Origin of the sequence: Kribbella italica (genome assembly GCF_014205135.1) — a bacterium.
Lineage (GTDB): Bacteria > Actinomycetota > Actinomycetes > Propionibacteriales > Kribbellaceae > Kribbella > Kribbella italica.
This window is the reverse complement of sequence record NZ_JACHMY010000001.1, coordinates 8,114,574-8,132,547: the sequence shown is the minus strand read 5'-3', so window position 1 is coordinate 8,132,547 and position 17,974 is coordinate 8,114,574. Positions and strand designations below refer to the sequence as shown.

Sequence of the window (17,974 nt, the reverse complement as noted above, 5' to 3'; positions counted from 1 at the left end):
GCGGCCCGATCACGTCGGGACCGCCGCAGGTTCCACTGCCAACCGATAACCACGTCGTACAACAGTCCGGACGAGCTCAGGCCGGCCCACAGCCGTGCGCAAACGGTTGACGGTGACCTCCACCGCATGGACGTCCTCGGCGCCGGGGAGGACGGCGAGCAGCTCCGGGCGGGAGACGACATCTCCGCCCGCGTCGACCAAGGCGGAGAGGACCGCCCGGGGACCAGGGCCGAGCGGGAGGACCACGCCGTCCAGTACGGCGGCCCCGCCTCGGATGACGAGTTGGCCGAAGGTGGTTTCGATGGAGCGGGCGTTGTCGTCGGTGAGGCGGTCGGTGACGCTGCGGATCAGCGCGCCCAGGCGGTACCGGTCGGGGACCAGCGGATCGAGGCCCAGGGCAACGAACGGCCCCGCGGTGACCGGGCCGACGCAGGCGTTGAGGACTCGACCGGTACGGAGTACGGCAACCAGAGCGTCGTACTGGGCATGCAGCGCGGCCGCATCCAGCAAGGCCTGAGCGGCCGGCGCCGAGGTGTGGACCACGGCGTCGACCGCTCCGCCGATGATCTGGCCGAGGACTCGCTCGACGACCGCCGGGTCCGGCGCCGGGCCCCAGCGGTACACCTCCAGCCCGCGCACCGACGCGCCGGCCTGCCGCAAGGTGTCCTGCAGGCCGGGGTCCGACAGACCGTGCAGCTGTACGACGATCTTGCGGCCGACGACCCCCTGGTCGCGCAGCCACTCGACGACCTCGGCGGTGGTCTCCGAGCGGGCCGACCAGTGTTCGACCAACCCAGCGGCCCGGATCGCCCCACGCGCCTTCGGCCCGCGCGCCAGCAGCCGCGACTGTTCCAGCGTGCCGAGCAGGTCCGCCGCCAGCCCGGCGGTGTCGGCCGCCTCGACCCACCCTCGGAAGCCGACCGCGGTGGTCACCACCACGTCGTCGGGCGGGTTCGCGATCACCCGCCGGGTCGCCTCGATCAGGGCGTGGTCGTCCGGCGCGGGCACGATCTGCAGCGTCGGCGCGTGCAGGACCTTCGCACCGCGCCGCTCGAACGACGCGATCAGGTCGTCGGCCCGCCGGTGCGCCGTGACCGCGATCGTGCAGCCACTGAGCGGCCCCGGCTTAGCCTTCACCGAGACCACCACGGACAGCATCCCCCAGCAAAGCCGGCTGAGGCTCACCGGGCACTCCCACCCCAGCCGCCCCCAAGCCCACCAGCACCTGCCCGTCCACGACCTCCACCGCGTACGCCGCAACAGCGACCGCCGGATCGTCCAGACACACCCCGGTCCGCAGATCGAAGACCTGCTTGAACATCGGCGACGCGACCGTCGGCACCTCGCCCCGGCTCCCGACGATCCCCCGCGACAGCACGTTCGCCCCGCTGAACGGGTCGGTGTTGGCCAGCGCGTACACGTCGCCGGCGTAGGTCCGGAACAGCGCGACCTGCCGGTCGCCGACCAGGGCGGCGACGCCGCGCTCGGGCAGCAGGTCCTCGTAGGCGCACACCGCCACGGCGGCGGTGGTCGTCGGAACGGTCATCGGCGTACCTCCAATCGCGGGCCGGCCAGCAGCACCGGCTCGAGTTCTCCCCGTTCGGACGGCGTCGCCGGCCGGGGCTGACTGCGTTCCACCACGTACCGCAGATCGGCGTCCGGCTGGTCCGGCGCGTTCACGAACGACACGAACCGCGCCAGCTTCGCCGGGTCGTCCAGCGTCGCCCGCCACTCGTCGACGTACGAGTCCACGTGCGCGTCCATCGCCGCGTCGAGATCGGCACCGATCCCCAGGCTGTCGTTCAGTACGACGTCGCACACGTGCTCCAGCCCGCCGTCGATCTCGTTGATCCAGACGGCCGTGCGCTGCAACCGGTCGCCGGTGCGGATGTAGTACATCAGGAACCGGTCGATGGCCCGCAGCAACTGGTCGTCGGTCAGGTCGGACGCGAGCAGCTGCGCGTGCCGCGGCGTCATCCCGCCGTTGCCGCCGACGTACAGGTTCCAGCCGGACTCGGTCGCGATCACCCCGACGTCCTTGCCGCGGGCCTCCGCGCACTCGCGCGCGCACCCGGAGACGCCGAGCTTGAGCTTGTGCGGCGACCGCAGCCCGCGGTACCGCAGCTCCAGCGCGATCGCCATCCCGACCGAGTCCTGTACGCCGTACCGGCACCACGTCGAGCCCACGCACGACTTCACGGTCCGCAACGCCTTGCCGTACGCGTGCCCGGACTCGAACCCGGCGTCCACGAGCCGCGCCCAGATCGCCGGCAGCTGCTCGATCCGCGCGCCGAACAGGTCGACCCGCTGCCCGCCGGTGATCTTCGTGTACAGCCCGAAGTCGCGTGCGACCTCGCCGATCGCGATCAGTCCCTCCGGCGTCACCTCGCCGCCGGGGATCCGCGGGACGACCGAGTACGTGCCGTCCTTCTGGATGTTGGCCATCACGTGGTCGTTGGTGTCCTGCAGCGTCGCGCGTTCGCCCTCGAGCACGTGCCCGCCCGGATCGAGGCTGGCCAGGATCGACGCGACCACCGGCTTGCAGATGTCGCAGCCGCGCCCGGTTCCGTGCCGTTCGACGATCTCGCTGAACGTCCGCAGCCCGGTCACCCGGACGACGTCGAACAGCTCGGCCCGCGACAGCGCGAAGTGCTCGCAGAGCGCCTTGCTGACCTCGACACCGGCCGCGGCCAGCTCGGTGTTCAGCAGGTTCTTCACGATCGGCAGGCACGAGCCACAGCTGGTCCCCGCGCGAGTGCGAGAGCACAGCGACTTCAGATCACCGCACCCCTCGTCCCGGACGGCGCACCGAATGGTGCCTGCAGCAACGTTGTTGCACGAGCAGACCGGCGCGTCGTCCGGCAGCTCCAGCTTGACCGGCTGCGCGCCCTCGGGCAGCAGGTACGACGCCGGGTCGCCCCCGAGTTCGCGGCCGACCATCGGACGCAGTGCCGCGTACGCCGACGCGTCGCCGACCAGGATCCCGCCGAGCAGCGTCCGCGCGTCGTCGGACAGCACGAGCTTCTTGTACACGCCCGCGACCGGGTCGGCGTACACGATGTCGAGCGCGCCCTCGGTCGCCCCGAACGCGTCTCCGAAGCTCGCCACGTCGACGCCGAGCAGCTTCAACTTGGTCGACGAGTCCGCACCTGGGAAGGTCGCCGCACCACCGAGCAACCGGTCGGCGACGATCTCGGCCATCGCGTAGCCCGGCGCGACCAGACCCCAGACGCGCCCCTCGATGCAGGCCACCTCGCCGATCGCCCAGACCCCCGGCACCGACGTACGGCACGAGTCGTCGACCACCACACCACCACGCTCACCAACAGCCAGCCCCGCTGCCCGAGCCAGCTCGTCCCGCGGCCGTACGCCGGTCGCAAACACCACCACATCAGCCGGCAGATCAGGGCCCTCGGCAACAGCCATCGCCCGCGCCGACCCCTGCGAGGTGAGCTTGACCCGCGTCGTCTGCGTCGACGTACGGACCCCGACATCAAGCCCGCGAATCAGCCGAGCCAGCGCACTACCGCCACCCTCGTCCACCTGCAAAGGCATCAACCGCGGCGCAAACTCCACCACTTCGGTGACAGCACCAAGCGCTCGCAAGGCGCCCGCTGCTTCGAGCCCGAGCAAACCACCGCCGACCACGACCCCGTGGACCGGCCGAGTCTCGCGGGCCGCCTGGCCACCAAGTCCCAGCCGGAGCGGCGTCTCTCCCCGCGGTTCACGCTCCGTCCGCAGGCGCTCCACGTACGTCCGCAGCGCGGCGACATCGTCGATCGTCCGATACACGAAGCACCCTTGCGCATCACTGTTCTTCACCGGCGGCACAAACGCGCTCGACCCCGTCGCCAGCACCAGCTCGTCGTACGCGATCACCTCGTCCCGCGTCGTCCGGACCGTCTTTCCCCCGACATCCAGCGACGCAACCACCACGCCCTTGCGCAGGGTGACCGCCGGATCGTCCCAGAGCTCGGGCTCGCCGAGACTGAGGTCGTGCGGGTCGCGGCCGGAGAAGTAGCTGGTCAGCGCGACCCGGTCGTACGGCAGCCGCGGCTCCTCGGCGAGCACCGTGACCCGCCACTCGACGCTCGTGTCGCGCGAGCGCAGCGCCTCGACCAGCCGGTGCGCGACCATGCCGCCGCCGACGACCACCAGGTGTTTCGCCTTGCCGAGCTCTGTCATCGTTGCCCTCCTGGTCGGGACGGGATCGGCCTCACCACGCCGAAGCCGCTCGAGAAGCTCACCCACCGAACCGGTGCAACTGCCGCACCCGGTGGTCGCTCTGGTCCGTGCCGCGATGCCGTCGACACTGTCGGCACCGGCCTTCCACGCCGCCTCGATCACGGCCCGCGTCACCCCGTTGCACCGGCAGACGGGCTTCGCCTGCCGCGGCGCCTCTGTTGCCTCCAGCAACATCTCCGGCACGACCGCCGTACGCCGGTCCGCCAGCAGGACCAACTCGGCCGCGACCTCCGGCGCGTTCACCGCCACGGCAGCCCGTACGACGCCGTCGACCAGCACGGCTCGCACATACCGCTCACCATCAGCCAGCCGTACGACGTGCCCGTCGGCCTCGCGATCGCCGAGGACCATCACATCCAGCCCACCGGCCGTCAGCCGCAGCACCTCCGGCGCCAACTCGCGCACCGGCCGCTCGTTCAGCACGTCAGCCAGCACCTCGGCCTGATCCCACGCCGCACCGACCGTCCCGCTCACCACACCGTCGACCTCGGCGCAGTCCCCGATCGCATGCACCCGGGGATCCGCCGTCGTCAGCGACGCGTCGACAACGATCCCGCCCGCCACCGCAAGCCCAGCCGCCTCGGCCAACTCGACCCGCGGCCGAACCCCACAGGCACTCACCAACAGGTCACCGAAAACCGTCTGCCCGCTCGCGAGCTCCAGAGCCCGGAACCGCCCGTCTTGCGTCTCAGTCACCTGCACTCGGGCCTGCAGGATCGCCTCGATCCCCAGCCGCCGAACCATCCGCGTGATCTGCCGCCCGGCCGTCGCCCGCACCCGCTTGTCGAGCAACGTCTCTCCGTCGTGCACCAGCGTCACCGCCAGCCCCCGCTCCCGCAGGGCACACGCCGTCTCGACGCCCAGCACTCCACCACCCAGCACGACGACCCGCCGAGCCCCCACCGCGGCCTCGACCAACCGCCGAGCATCACCCACCGTCCGCAACGTGTTCCCACCGACGGGCGCGGCCCCGGTCGCGAACACCAGGTGGTCGTAGGCGTGCTCGACCCCAACGCTGTCCACGACAACCCGACGACCACGGTCGACGCTCACGGCAGCCCGAAACTCTCCCTCCACCAGAGGTTCCGAAGCCCGCCCAGCGACGTACTCCGTCAACCGATGCCGCTGGTAGTACGGCTCGTCGCCCAGCACCGTGACCTCGTGTGACCCCAGCAGCTCCGCCAGCCGGGTCGCGGCCATCCCCGCGCCGACGATCACGACCTTCATGCCGGCACCTCGGCCCGTCCGACAGCCGTCGCCTCGACCGCGCACGCCTTGAACTCCGGCATCTTCGAGACCGGGTCGAGCGCGTCGTTCGTCAGCTCGTTGACACCAAGGAAGTGGAACGGAACGAAGATCGTGTCCGGCCGCACGTCGAGCGTCACCCGCGCCGGGCACACCAGAGAGCCACGCGCAGTGCGGAGCCGGATCAGCCCACCGTCGGCAACCCCGAGCGAAGCCGCCACCCGCGGATGGATCTCCGCGAACACCTCCGGCTCCGCCTCGAGCAACTCCGGCACCCGCCGCGTCTGCGCACCACTCTGGTAGTGCTCGAGCAACCGCCCGGTCACCAGGTACAGCGGCGCGTCCGCCCGCAGATCATCAGCAACCGCCTGATGCTCGACGGCAACGATCCGAGCCAGACCAGAAGGCGTACCGAAAGAATCGGCGAACAACCGCGGCGTCCCCGGATGACCGGAAGCCGGCACCGGCCAGTACAACACCTCCCCGGCATCCAGCCGCTCCCACGAGATCCCCGAGTAGTCCGCCACCCCACCAGCACTCGCCCGCCGCAGCTCCTCGAACACCTCCTCAGGCGACACAGGGAACGAAGCCGAGCACCCCAACCGCGCAGCCAGCCCAGCGAACACCGCCAGATCACTCCGCGCAGTACCAGGCGGCGCCACCGCAGCACGCCGCCGCAGTACCCGGCCCTCCAGCGACGTCATCGTGCCGTCCTCCTCGGCCCACTGCGTCACCGGGAACACCACGTCCGCCAGCAGCGCCGTCTCGGACGGTACGACGTCCGCAACCACCAGCAGATCCAGCGAAGCCAGCCGCTCCCGCACCGACGCCAGCCGTGGAGCGGACACCAGCAGGTTGCTCCCATGCACCAGCAGCGCCCGCGGCCCACCATCCGTCCCCAGTGCGTTGACCAGCTCAACAGCACTCTTGCCAGGCCCCGGCAACGACGAGGGGTCAACACCCCACACTCCAGCCACGTGGGCCCGAGCAGCAGGATCAGCAATGCTCCGGTACCCCGGCAGCTGGTCCGCCTTCTGCCCGTGCTCCCGCCCACCCTGCCCGTTGCCCTGCCCGGTGATGGACCCGTAGCCACTACCAACCCGTCCAGGCAGCCCTAGCGCCAGTGCCAGGTTGATGCAGGCCGTGACCGTGTCCGTCCCCTTGCTGTGCTGCTCGGCCCCGCGCCCAGTCAGCACGAAAGCCCCAGCACCCCCATGCACCGGCGCAGCAGCCGCCAGCACCCGCGCAGCCTGCCGGATCAGTCCAGCCGGTACGCCGGTCACCCGCTCAGCCCGCTCGGGCCACCACGCCGCCGTCGACCGGTACAGCGCCTCCGCCCCTGAGGTCCGAGCAGCCAGGTAAGACGTGTCCGCCAGCCCCTCCTGCAACACCACATGAGTCAGCGCCAGCACCAGCGCCAAGTCGCTCCCCGGCGTCGCCTGCAGGTGGAGCCCGAGCTGCGCAGTGGCCGAACGACGCGGGTCGACGACCAGAAGCCCACCCGCGTCGCGCGCTGCCGCCAGATGCGCGACGGCCGGCGGCATCGTGTCGGCCAGATTGCTCCCCACCAGCAGGATCGCCCCGGCACCCCCGAGGTCCGTCAACGGAAACGGCAGCCCCCGATCGACCCCGAGCGAGCGGTTGACCGCCGCGGCCGCCGACGACATGCAGAACCGCCCGTTGTAGTCCACGTTCGCCGTCCGCAAGGCCACCCGGGCGAACTTGCCCAGCGCGTAGGCCTTCTCGTTGGTCAGCCCACCACCGCCGAACACGGCCACGGAGTCGTCGCCGTACGACGCCTGCAACGCCTTGATCCGCTCGGCGACCACGTCGAGTGCGTGGTCCCAGGTCGTCTCCACCAGCACGCCGTCCGCGTCCCGCACCAGCGGAGCCGTCAACCGGTCCGGCGCAGTCAGCACCGCCGCCGACGTCCAGCCCTTCCGGCACAGCCCGCCGCGGTTGGTCGGGAACTCCCGCGGCGTCACCGTCACCGTCACCGGCGTCGGCGTCAGCGTCGGTGTCAAAGTCATCGCGCACTGCAGCGCGCAGTACGGGCAGTGGGTGGCCGTCACACGCGCACCCCGCTGAGTGGGCCACTCCTGCGCAGGTAGCAGAAGTACGTGACGACCAGGCAGACGACGTAGAACCCGCAGAAGCAGTACAGCGCCGGCACCAGCGATCCGTACGCGCCGCTCGACATCGCGAAGCCTCGCGGTACCAGGAACCCGCCGTACGCGCCGATCGCCGAGGCGATCCCGATGCACGCCGCCGCCTCGCGCCGGGCCCGGACCAGGTCGACGCCGCCGTCCAGGTCGCGGGTCGTCGAGCGGAACACCGCCGGAATCATCCGGTACGTCGAACCGTTGCCCGCGCCGCTGGCCACGAACAGCACCAGGAAGCTGATCAGGAACCCGGCGAAGCTGCCCGCGTTCAGCGAGACGATCGCGGACAGGATGCCGACGCCCATCACCACGAACGCGCAGACCGTCACCCAGGCACCGCCGACCAGGTCGGCGAGCTTGCCGCCGAACGGCCGTGACACCGAGCCGACCAGCGCGCCGAGGAACGCGAGCTGCACCCCGGCGATGTCCGGGAAGGTGGTCTTGATCAGCAGCGGGAAGGCCGCCGAGAACCCGATGAACGAGCCGAACGTCCCGATGTAGAGGAACGAGATCACCCAGGTGTGCGGCCGCTTCGCCGCGGTGATCGAGGCCCGGAACGACGAGGTCGCGGCGGACAGGTTGTCCATCGTCTTCCAGGCCAGCACCGCGGCCAGCCCGATCAGCGGCAGCCAGATCAGCCCGGCCCGCTCCAGCGAGAGCCCGGCGCCGATCACGATCACCGCCGGTACGACGAGCTGCACGACCGCGACTCCGAGGTTGCCGCCGGCGGCGTTCAGACCGAGCGCGAACCCCTTGTCCCGCTCGGGGAAGAAGAAGGAGATGTTGGTCATCGAGCTGGCGAAGTTGCCGCCACCGGCACCCGCGGTCGCCGCGACCAGCGCCAGCACCCAGAACGGCGTGTCCGGCCGGCTCACGAAGTACGCCAGGCCGCAGGTCGGGATCAGCAGCAGGAGCGCGGACACGATCGTCCAGTTCCGGCCGCCGAACTTCGGGACGGCGAACGTGTACGGCAGGCGCAGCGTCGCTCCGACCAGGCTCGGCAGCGCGACCAGCCAGAACATCTGGTCGGTGCTGTAGCCGAACCCGGCGGCCGGCAGCGACACCACGACGATGCTCCACAGCTGCCAGACCGAGAAGCCCAGGAACTCGGCGAAGATCGACGGCCACAGGTTGCGCCGGGCCACCCGGCGTCCCTTCCCGGCCCAGAACGCGGCGTCCTCGGGGTCCCAGACGTCGATCCAGCGCCCGCGCCGCGGCGCCTCGACGGTACCGACCGCGCCGGCGCGTTCGCGCAGGGTGACCGTGTCCGGTCGTGCCTCGAGCGTCATCGTTCGTCTCCGATCATCCGACCTCACTGATTAGGCCAGGACGCTATGACCGGGGTGTTTCCGAGCGGTCATCTCGTTGTTACGCCGCCGAAACGGCCTCCGCACACTGCCCGGCGGGTGGTGAGAGATGTCAGCCCCACCGCTGGGTACTGTGCCGGTCAGACAGCTGGCGGCAGACCGATGAGGGGAACCACGGTGAACCAGCAGGACAGCACCGACCACCACGCCGAGCACGCGGCGCCGCGCAAGAGCGGGCGGTGGATCTGGCGGGCGGCGATCGCCGCCGTCCTGGTGGCCTGGCTGCTGGTCGGGTCGCTCGGTGGACCCACGGTCGGCCGGCTCAGCGAGGTGCAGGAGAACGACAACGCGAACTTCCTGCCCAAGCAGGCCGAGTCGACGCTGGTCGCCGACCAGTCCGCCAAGTTCGTCGACTCCACCGCGCTGCCGTACTTCGTGCTGATCGAGCGCGACAGCGGGATCACACCGGAGGACCTGGCCAGGACCAACGCTTTCCTGGCCGAGATCCCGAAGGTTGACCTCGGCAACGGCAAGACGATCGGCGAGTACCTGGCCGCGCCGGTGAAGACGGTGATCCCGTCCGAGGACAAGCAGGCGCTGCTGGTCACCGTCGAGCTGGACGGCGACCGTGCCGACGAGGTCGTCAAGGAAGGCGAGACCGTGCTGTTCGCGGTTGCCGACAAGCTGCGGGGTGAGATCAAGGAGTCGCTGACGCCGACCGGGCTGCAGGTCTACGTGACCGGGCCGGGCGGGGTGTTCGCCGACTTCGTGGTGGCCTTCGGCGGGATCGACGGGATCCTGCTCGGTGTCGCGCTGGTGGTCGTCTTCGTCATCCTGCTGATCGTCTACCGCAGTCCGGTGCTGCCGATCGCCGTCCTGCTGACCGCCGTCTTCGGGCTCGCGCTGGCCGCGCTGGTCGTCTACCCGCTGGCCGAGGCCGACGTGATCGAGCTGAACGGCCAGAGCCAGGGCATCCTGTTCATCCTCGTCGTCGGTGCCGCGACCGACTACTCGCTGCTGCTGGTCTCCCGGTACAAGGAGGAGCTGCACGACTTCGAGAACAAGTACGACGCGATGAAGGTCGCGTGGCGGGCCTCGATCGAGCCGATCGCCGCCAGTGCCGCGACCGTCATCCTCGGTCTGCTCTGCCTGCTGCTGTCCGAGCTCGGCAGCACCAAGGGCCTCGGCCCGGTCGGTGCCATCGGCATCGCCGGCGCGCTGATCTCGGCGATGACCTTCCTGCCCGCGCTGCTGCTGGCCTTCGGCCGGCGGATCTTCTGGCCGTCGATCCCGCGGGTCGACCACGTGCACGCCCGCGACCAGGTCGGCGGCCGCAAGCTGTGGGGCCGCGTGTCCGGGCTGGTCGGCCGCAGCCCGCGCAAGGTGTGGGCACTGAGCGCGCTCGCGCTGCTGATCTGCGGCGCGTTCCTGCCGACGTTCAAGGCCTCCGGCATCTCCCAGGAGGAGCTGTTCCTGGACAAGGTCGAGTCGGTCACCGGCCAGGAGGAACTGGCCAAGCACTTCGACGCCGGCGCCGGTACGCCGGTGCAGATCCTCACACCGGAGGACCAGGCGGCCAAGGTCGTCGAGACCGCGATGAAGGTCGACGGCGTCGGGACCGCCTCGGCGTCGGTCGCACCTGGCATGCCGCCGAAGGTTGTCGAGGGCAAGGTTCTCGTCCAGGCGACGCTGAAGGTCGCCGCCGACTCCCCCGAGGCGACCAAGGTGGTCGAGCACCTGCGCACCGAGCTGGACACCGTCAGCCCGGACATCCTGGTCGGCGGCACCACCGCGATCAACCTCGACGTCCTCGACTCCAGCGAACGCGACCTGAAGGTGATCATCCCGACCATCCTGGCGGTGATCTTTGTCGTCCTGATGCTGCTGCTCCGGTCGGTCGCCGCCGCGCTGCTGCTGGTGATCTGCAACGTGCTGTCGTTCGGCGCGACCGTCGGAGTCAGCGCGCTGTTCTTCAACCACGTGTTCGACTTCCCCGGCGCCGACCCGTCGATCCCGCTCTACGCGTTCGTCTTCCTGGTGGCCCTGGGCATCGACTACTCGATCTTCTTGATGACCCGGGTCCGGGAGGAGTCGATCGAGCAAGGCACCAGACCGGGAATCCTGGTCGCCCTGGCCGTCACCGGTGGCGTGATCACGTCGGCCGGCGTCGTCCTGGCGGCCACCTTCTCGGCGCTCGCGGTCCTGCCGATCCTGTTCCTGGTCCAGATCGCGTTCATGGTCGCGTTCGGCGTCCTGCTCGACACGACCGTGGTCCGCTCGCTGCTCGTCCCGGCGCTGTCCCACGACATCGGCCGCCGCATCTGGTGGCCCAGCAAGCTGGCCAAGGCCGAGCAGCCGGAGCAAGCTTGACCCCATGGAGACCTTCGAAGCCGTGATCCAGGACGCCGGAGGCGGCGGCGCGTACGTCGAGATCCCCACTGACGTGCTCACCGCCCTCGGCGGCGGCGCCCGGATCCCCGTCCAGGCGACCTTCGACGCTGTCCCGTACCAGGGCTCGATCGTCTCCATGGGCGGCTGCCAGGCGCTCGGCGTCCTCAAGGGCATCCGTACGACGCTGTCCAAGTCCCCCGGCGACACGGTGACCGTCACGCTCACCCGCGACACGGCCGAACGCACCGTCGAGGTCCCGTCCGACCTCGCCGCCGCACTCGCGGAGGCCGGTCTGCGGGAACCCTTCGACCGCCTGAGCTACTCCCACCGCCGCGAGCACGTGACCGCCGTACAGGACGCCAAGAAGCCGGAGACCCGCGGACGCCGGATCGCGAAGACCCTGGACCTGCTGCGCGACTGACTGTCGATCTGGCCCGTGGCCGTTCGTGTAGGGGTAAACCTACGAGAACGAGGTGATGGTCATGGAGGTCTTGCTGAGCGGGCTGGGGATTCCGGAGTCGCCGCGGTGGCACGACGGGCGGTTGTGGTTCGCGCACTGGATCGAGAACCAGATCGTTGCCGTCGACCTGGACGGCACGGTGGAGACGATCGACGCGCCCGTCGAGCGGCTGATGGGATGGTCGATCGACTGGCTGCCCGACGGCCGGCTGGTGACGACGGGTGACAAGCTGCGGCGGCGGGAAGCCGACGGGACGTTCACCGTGCTGTCCGAGCAGGGCGGGAACGAGATCGTGGTGGACGGCCAGGGCAACATCTACCTGAACGGTGCCGACTTCGACTTCGCCGGCGGGGAGGCCCCGAAGCCGGGGTACATCAAGCTGGTGACGCCGGGCGGTGAGATCCGGGAGGTTGCCGGTGACATCCAGTTCCCGAACGGGATGGTGATCACGCCGGACGGGAGGACGCTGGTGATCTCGGAGTCGTTCGCGGGGCGGCTGACCGCATTCGACGTCGAGGCGGACGGTGGGCTGAGCAACCGGCGGGTGTTTGCCGACGGCCTCGGTCCGGACGGGATCTGCCTGGACGCCGAAGGCGCGATCTGGGTCTCCACCGGCGGTTCCGGCGTCTTACGGGTGGCCAAGGGTGGAGAGATCCTGCAGCGGGTCGACCTGCCCGAGGAGCGGGCGCCGTTCGCGATCGCGCTCGGTGGCACCACGCTGTTCGTGCTCACCGCCGAGTGGCACGCCGACGAGCCGATCACCGACAACCTCGACCGGCTCACCAACGGCCCGCGCACCGGAGAGGTGCTCACGCTGCAGGTCGACGTACCGGGTGCCGGGCGCCCCTGACAACCGTCCGGCGCCCGGATCAGACCGCTGGGCGGTGTCGGGTCGCTCGTGGGCTCAACCTTCGCTACTGTCCGGGTGAACGGGGGTCGACCGGGAGCGAGGAGCCCATGGCAGACACCACGTCAACACCGCACCGCTTCAACCTGCCCACCAAGAACCTGCCCGCGCCACAGGTGCGGGACCTGCCCGAACCACCGACGAACACCTGGCGGATCGTCGGCCCGGGCATGGTCGGCGCCGGCGTCGGACTGGCCTCCGGAGAGTTCATCCTCTGGCCGTACATCTCGTCGCAGGTCGGCCTGGTCTTCCTCTGGGGCGCCGTCGTCGGCGTCGCGATCCAGTGGTTCCTGAACATGGAGATCGAGCGGTACACGCTGGCCACTGGTGAGACAGCGTTGACCGGCTTCAACCGGTACGGCAAGCACTGGGGCCTGTTCTTCGCGATCATGACGTACTTCGCGAACCTCTGGCCCGGCTGGGCCACCAGCTCCGCGTCGATGCTGACCTACCTGTTCGGCGCGGGCGACCCACGCTGGATCGCGATCGGGATCCTGGTCGTGATCGGCCTGATCCTGACGCTGGCGCCGGTGGTCTACGTGATGCTGGAACGGCTGATCTTCGTCAAGATCGCGGCGGTCGCGCTGCTCGTCGTCCTGGCGCTGATCTTCGCGATCCGCGGCAAGACCTACAGCGCGCTCGGCGACGCCGTCACCGCGCCGCAGTTCCCGGTCGACCAGCTCGGCTTCGCGCTGATGATGGGCGCGATCGCGTACGCCGGGGCCGGCGGCGGGCAGAACCTGTGCCAGAGCAACTGGATCCGGGACAAGGGCTTCGGGATGGGCCTGCACGTCCCCCGGCTGACCTCACCGGTGACCGGTGAGAAGGCCGCCGATCCGCACGCCAACGGCTACACCTTCCCGCCGAACGACGAGAACCTGGCCCGCTGGAAGCGCTGGTGGAAGTTCGCCAACCTCGAGCAGGCGCTGACCTTCGTGCTGATCACCGTGCTGACGATCCTGTTCACCTCGATGCTGGCGCACGCGACCCTGTTCGGCGACGCGTCGGTCAAGAACAACATCAGCTTCCTGAAGATCGAGGGCGTCAACCTGCAGGCCCTGGTCGGCGGCTGGTTCGGCTACCTGTTCTGGGCGATCGGCGCGTTCAGCCTGTTCGCGGCGGCGGCCGGCATCGTCGACTACACCTCGCGGCTGGCCTCGGACATGATCAAGGCCCGCTACCTGCGCGAGTCCGCGGTGACCGAGTCCAAGCTGTACTTCTGGCTGGTCTGGGGCCTGGTTGCCTTCGGCATCCTCGTGCTGCTGGCCGGGCTCGACCAGCCGCTGGTGCTGCTGGTGATCTCCGCCTGCACCGCCGGCACGATGATGTTCGTCTACTCCGGCCTGCTGTGGTGGATGAACTCCCGGGCCCTGCCCGCCCCGATCCGGATCAGCGCGATCCGGACGGCGGTCCTGGCCTTCGCCTTCCTGGCCTTCGGCGCGCTGGCCGTGTTCACGATCATCGACCAGGTGAAGAAGAACTTCTGAGTATGCCGACGCACCGGATTCCGCCAGGCCCCGGCCAGGAGTCGGTCTGGGACTACCCGCGCCCACCGGCCCTCGACCTGTCCACCGAGCACGTGGTCCTCACCCTCGGCGGACAGATCGTGGCGGACGCCCGTACGTCGTACCGGGTGCTCGAGACGAGCCATCCGCCGACCTACTACCTCCCGCGGGACGCCTTCGCCCCCGGCGTGCTCCAGGACGCCGACGGCACGTCGTACTGCGAGTGGAAAGGCGTCGCCTCCTACCTGGATCTCACCGCGGGCGGCGTCACCGCACGCCGGAAGGCCTGGTTCTACCCCGATCCGAGCCCGCGGTACGCGGTGCTCCTGGACCACGTCGCGCTCTACCCAGCCGCACTGGACTCCTGCACGGTCGACGGCGAGCAGGTCCTCGCCCAACCCGGCGACTTCTACGGCGGCTGGATCACGTCCCGCGTCGTCGGCCCCTTCAAGGGCGAACCCGGAACGCGGTTCTGGTGAACGGCGACAGGAGGGTGAGGTGTGTCCGGACCGAGGACACTGAACAAGTGGGAGTTCGCGGACGCGATGGCCGCGGGGATCTCCGCCCGTCCGGACCTGACTTACCTGTACCTGATGTACGAGGCAGGTGGGACGGTGTCGATCAAGTGGGAGGCACCGAGCGGGGACCGGAAGGAGCAGTTCCGCATCGTCGGTGAGGACGGCGACGCCTGTCCGCACTGCGCGGTGCTGATCGCTGTCGATCGGCTGGCCGTGGCGTTGCCCTTGGACGACGGGCGGGTGCGGCGGATCCACGCTGAGTACGAGTCGACCGTCCGGGACGGGACGCTGCCGTGCCCGGCGTTCGGGCGCTCGCCCGAGCTGGACACAGGATCCGGCTGGATGGCGCTGGTTCCCGGCTTCCCGGAGTGGATGGCCGAGGTCCACTACGGCCACGGCGATCCACACACGGCGGCCGACTGCGCCGACCATCGCGCATGGTCCGGGCCGAAGCCCGAGGGCTGGGCGGCTCTCGAGGAGTGGGTGGATCTCGAGATCAACCGCCCGGCCGGTGAGCTTTCCGTCGAGGACTACATCCGGCGGATGAGGCTGACAGCGGCGCTCTCCGAAGCCGAGACGCTGCACGCGTCGTACGAGACCGGTGGGAACGTCGCCGACCTCGACGCTGCGATCGACGGCTTCGAGAAGGCGGTCGGACTGGCGGGAGAGGCGGACACTCGCAGCGCGGCGCTGAACGGGCTGGGGACTTCGCTGTGGTCGCGTGCGGAGCGGACCGCGCGGGTCGACGTACTGGATCAGGCGATCGACGCGTTCCGGCAGGCGTCGGCCGCGCTGGAGCACGGCGCCGGGCTGTCGTCCGCCGTCCAGTTGATCCCCGCGTTCCAGTCCAACCTCGCGGGTGCGCTGCGCTTCCGCTGGCGTTTGACCGGTGCCGAGCAGGACTTGACCGAATCGATCGCCGCGGTCCGCACCGCTCTGGCCGCAACGCATCCGAACGACGAACGGCGCCCGAACCGGCTGTCGAACCTCGGCGAAGGTCTGCTCTCGCGGCACCACCAGCTCGGCGACTCGTCCGCCCTGACCGAGGCGATCGAGGTCTTCCAGCAAGCACTCGACACCGCCCGCCCCCGCAGCGACGCCCGCGCCTTCGCCGGCGCGAACCTCGCCGAAGCCCTGCGCCGCCAGTACCTGTCGAGCCGCTCCCGCGACCCAGCCGTCGTCGACCGCGCGATCGAGCTGGCCCGCGCCACCCTCGCCGCAACCCCACCGGACCGCCTGCTGCACCCACGCTTCCAGTCCAACCTCGCGGTCCTGCTGATCACCCGCTACCACGCGACCCACAGTCCCGCCGACCTCACCGAAGCCACCAACCGCGCCGAACAGGCGGTCGCCGCAACCCCACCAGCCCACCCGAACCGCGTAGAACGCCTCTCGGTCCTGATCGGCATCAAACAAGCCCAGGTCATCCGCACGTCGGGCCTGCTCCACGCGGACCTCCGCCGTACACCCACCACACGTGGACTCTTGGCCCGACGGTTCGGAAGGGCCAGACAACGTCGCCAGCTCGACGAATTCGTCGCGGCAACAGCCGAGGCCGTAGCGGCAGGTCCGAGCGGCTACCGGCGCTCGGAAGCTCTCCTGACGCACGGCGCCGCGCTCGCCTTCCAGAGCGAGCAGACCAACGACCGCAGGGCCGGCGCCGCAGCTCTCACCGTCCTGAGGCAGCTCGCCGCCGACCAGACCGCGACGGTCCGCAGCCGGATCGAAGCAGCCACCCGCGCCGCCTTCAGCTTGCTTGCCCAAAGCAACAATACCGACCTCGCCGGCGCGGCCGAGTCGCTCCGCCTCGCGGTCGAGCTGCTCCCCCAGACCGCCCCACGCCGACTCCCGTACGCCGACCGCGAGCACCAGCTGGCGGGTTTCTCCGGCCTGGCCGGCCACGCCGCCGCCTGTGAGATCGCCCTCGGCCGCCCCGACCGCGCGGTCGAACTGCTGGAGACCGGCCGCGGCGTACTGCTCGGCCAAGCACTCGACGCCCGCACCGAGGTCACCGATCTCCACGAACAACATCCCGAGCTCGCTGCCCGGTTCGAGCACCTGCGGACGGCGCTCGACCGGCCGGAAGGCACCGGGTTCCTCACCACCCAAACCGACGAGCCCACACTGTCCGGCGAGGACCGCCACGCCCTGGCCGACGAGTGGGACCAACTGATCGACACGATCCGGGAGCAGGCCGGCTTCGAGGACTTCCTCCGACCTCCGAAGATCGACGAACTCCTGGCGATCGCCGGCACCCAAGGCCCGGTCGTGATCGTCAACACCAGCGTCCTCCGCTGCGACGCCCTGATCCTCACCAACGGCACGGTCCAACTCGTCGAGCTCCCCGCCTTGCACTACGCCGACCTCACCGACCGCGCCGAGGCCTTCCGCACGGCCATCCTCCGCAAAGACGACGAGGAGGTCCAGAAAACCCTTGCCTGGCTGGAGAACTCCGTCACCCGACCAGTCCTCGACACTCTGGATCGTCCAACGCGCCTGTGGTGGATTCCGACCGGCCCGTTGACCACCCTTCCCTTGCACGCCGCAGGTTCACCCGGCGGACCGAGCGTGCTCGACCTCGTCGTCTCGTCATACGCGCCGACCGTGTGCAGCCTCGCCGACGCCCGTCGTACGGGCCGAGGTGCTGACCAGGCACCGCTGATCGTGAGCGTCCCCGCGGCACCCGGTACGCCGCCGCTACCGCGGGTGCGTGACGAGACGGCCGAGCTGAGCACGCGATTCCCTGCCGCACGCGTCCTCACCGACGGCCAAGCGACCAGGCAGCGCGTTCTGGACGCATTGCCGCAGCACCGATCGGTCCACTTCGCCTGCCACGCGGTCAGCGCGGCCGACGGCGCCGCGACCGGTCAACTGCTGCTGCACGACCACCAGAGCGATCCACTCACCGTCGCGGACCTCGCCCGGCTCAGGCTCGGCGACGCGGAGACCGCCTACCTCTCCGCCTGCGACACCAGCGTGTCCCGCGGCGATCTGACCGACGAGGCGCTGCACATCACCGGGGCGTTCCAGATGGCCGGCTTCCGGCACGTGATCGGCACGCTCTGGGCCGTCGGCGACGCAACGGCCCGGACGGTCGCCGACCAGTTCTACGCGGCCGTGCGGACCGAGGACCCGGCCGTCGCGCTGCACACCGCCGTACAGGCTGTCCGTACGGCGTACCCCACGCGACCGGCGGTGTGGGCGCCGTTCGTCCACGCCGGCGCCTGACAGGGG

At 70.2% G+C, this 17,974-nt stretch carries 11 protein-coding genes; 6 read left to right on the top strand and 5 right to left on the bottom strand.

The genetic code is table 11. The features are described from left to right. Window positions 1-9: 9 nt before the first annotated feature. The 5 genes from HDA39_RS38150 to HDA39_RS38130 are packed head-to-tail and all read right to left on the bottom strand — an operon-like array spanning window position 10 to window position 8,941. Window positions 10-1,137 (bottom strand): uroporphyrinogen-III synthase, encoded by a 1,128-nt coding sequence (locus tag HDA39_RS38150; RefSeq protein ID WP_337926063.1) that lies wholly within the window; start codon window positions 1,135-1,137, stop codon window positions 10-12. Beyond that, window positions 1,127-1,546, bottom strand: coding sequence for a nitrite reductase small subunit NirD (gene nirD / locus HDA39_RS38145; RefSeq protein WP_184803675.1), 420 nt, complete (start codon window positions 1,544-1,546; stop codon window positions 1,127-1,129). The genes HDA39_RS38150 and nirD overlap by 11 nt, the downstream gene beginning before the upstream one ends. Beyond that, complete coding sequence (gene nirB, locus HDA39_RS38140; RefSeq protein WP_184803673.1) at window positions 1,543-5,472, bottom strand: nitrite reductase large subunit NirB; 3,930 nt, start codon at window positions 5,470-5,472, stop codon at window positions 1,543-1,545. The genes nirD and nirB overlap by 4 nt, the downstream gene beginning before the upstream one ends. Next, window positions 5,469-7,562 carry a molybdopterin-dependent oxidoreductase gene (locus HDA39_RS38135; RefSeq protein WP_184803671.1) on the bottom strand — a complete coding sequence of 698 codons (2,094 nt, stop codon included), beginning with the start codon at window positions 7,560-7,562 and terminating at the stop codon, window positions 5,469-5,471. Before HDA39_RS38135 ends, nirB begins: the two co-directional genes overlap by 4 nt. Next, window positions 7,559-8,941 carry an MFS transporter gene (locus HDA39_RS38130; RefSeq protein ID WP_184803669.1) on the bottom strand — a complete coding sequence of 461 codons (1,383 nt, stop codon included), beginning with the start codon at window positions 8,939-8,941 and terminating at the stop codon, window positions 7,559-7,561. Before HDA39_RS38130 ends, HDA39_RS38135 begins: the two co-directional genes overlap by 4 nt. 195 nt (window positions 8,942-9,136) lie before the next feature. Here HDA39_RS38130 and HDA39_RS38125 point away from each other — a divergent pair, with 195 nt between their 5' ends. From HDA39_RS38125 to HDA39_RS38100, 6 genes are all read left to right on the top strand, one after another. Then, a complete protein-coding gene (locus HDA39_RS38125) occupies window positions 9,137-11,329 on the top strand; it encodes an MMPL family transporter (RefSeq protein ID WP_337926062.1) in 2,193 nt (730 codons plus the stop codon). Window positions 11,330-11,333: 4 nt separating this feature from the next. Further along, window positions 11,334-11,771: a YdeI/OmpD-associated family protein gene (locus HDA39_RS38120; RefSeq protein WP_184803665.1), complete on the top strand. Its 438-nt coding sequence runs from the start codon at window positions 11,334-11,336 to the stop codon at window positions 11,769-11,771. A gap of 61 nt (window positions 11,772-11,832) precedes the next feature. Next, window positions 11,833-12,660, top strand: a complete 828-nt coding sequence (locus HDA39_RS38115) for an SMP-30/gluconolactonase/LRE family protein (protein ID WP_238356258.1) — start codon at window positions 11,833-11,835, stop codon at window positions 12,658-12,660. Window positions 12,661-12,767: 107 nt separating this feature from the next. Further along, window positions 12,768-14,204 carry an Nramp family divalent metal transporter gene (locus HDA39_RS38110; protein ID WP_184803661.1) on the top strand — a complete coding sequence of 479 codons (1,437 nt, stop codon included), beginning with the start codon at window positions 12,768-12,770 and terminating at the stop codon, window positions 14,202-14,204. Between the two features lie 2 nt (window positions 14,205-14,206). Next, a complete protein-coding gene (locus HDA39_RS38105) occupies window positions 14,207-14,701 on the top strand; it encodes a DUF427 domain-containing protein (RefSeq protein ID WP_184803659.1) in 495 nt (164 codons plus the stop codon). Between the two features lie 21 nt (window positions 14,702-14,722). Next, the gene (locus tag HDA39_RS38100) at window positions 14,723-17,968 is read left to right on the top strand and encodes a CHAT domain-containing protein (RefSeq protein WP_184803657.1); all 3,246 of its coding nucleotides are present in this window, start codon (window positions 14,723-14,725) and stop codon (window positions 17,966-17,968) included. Window positions 17,969-17,974 lie beyond the last annotated feature (6 nt).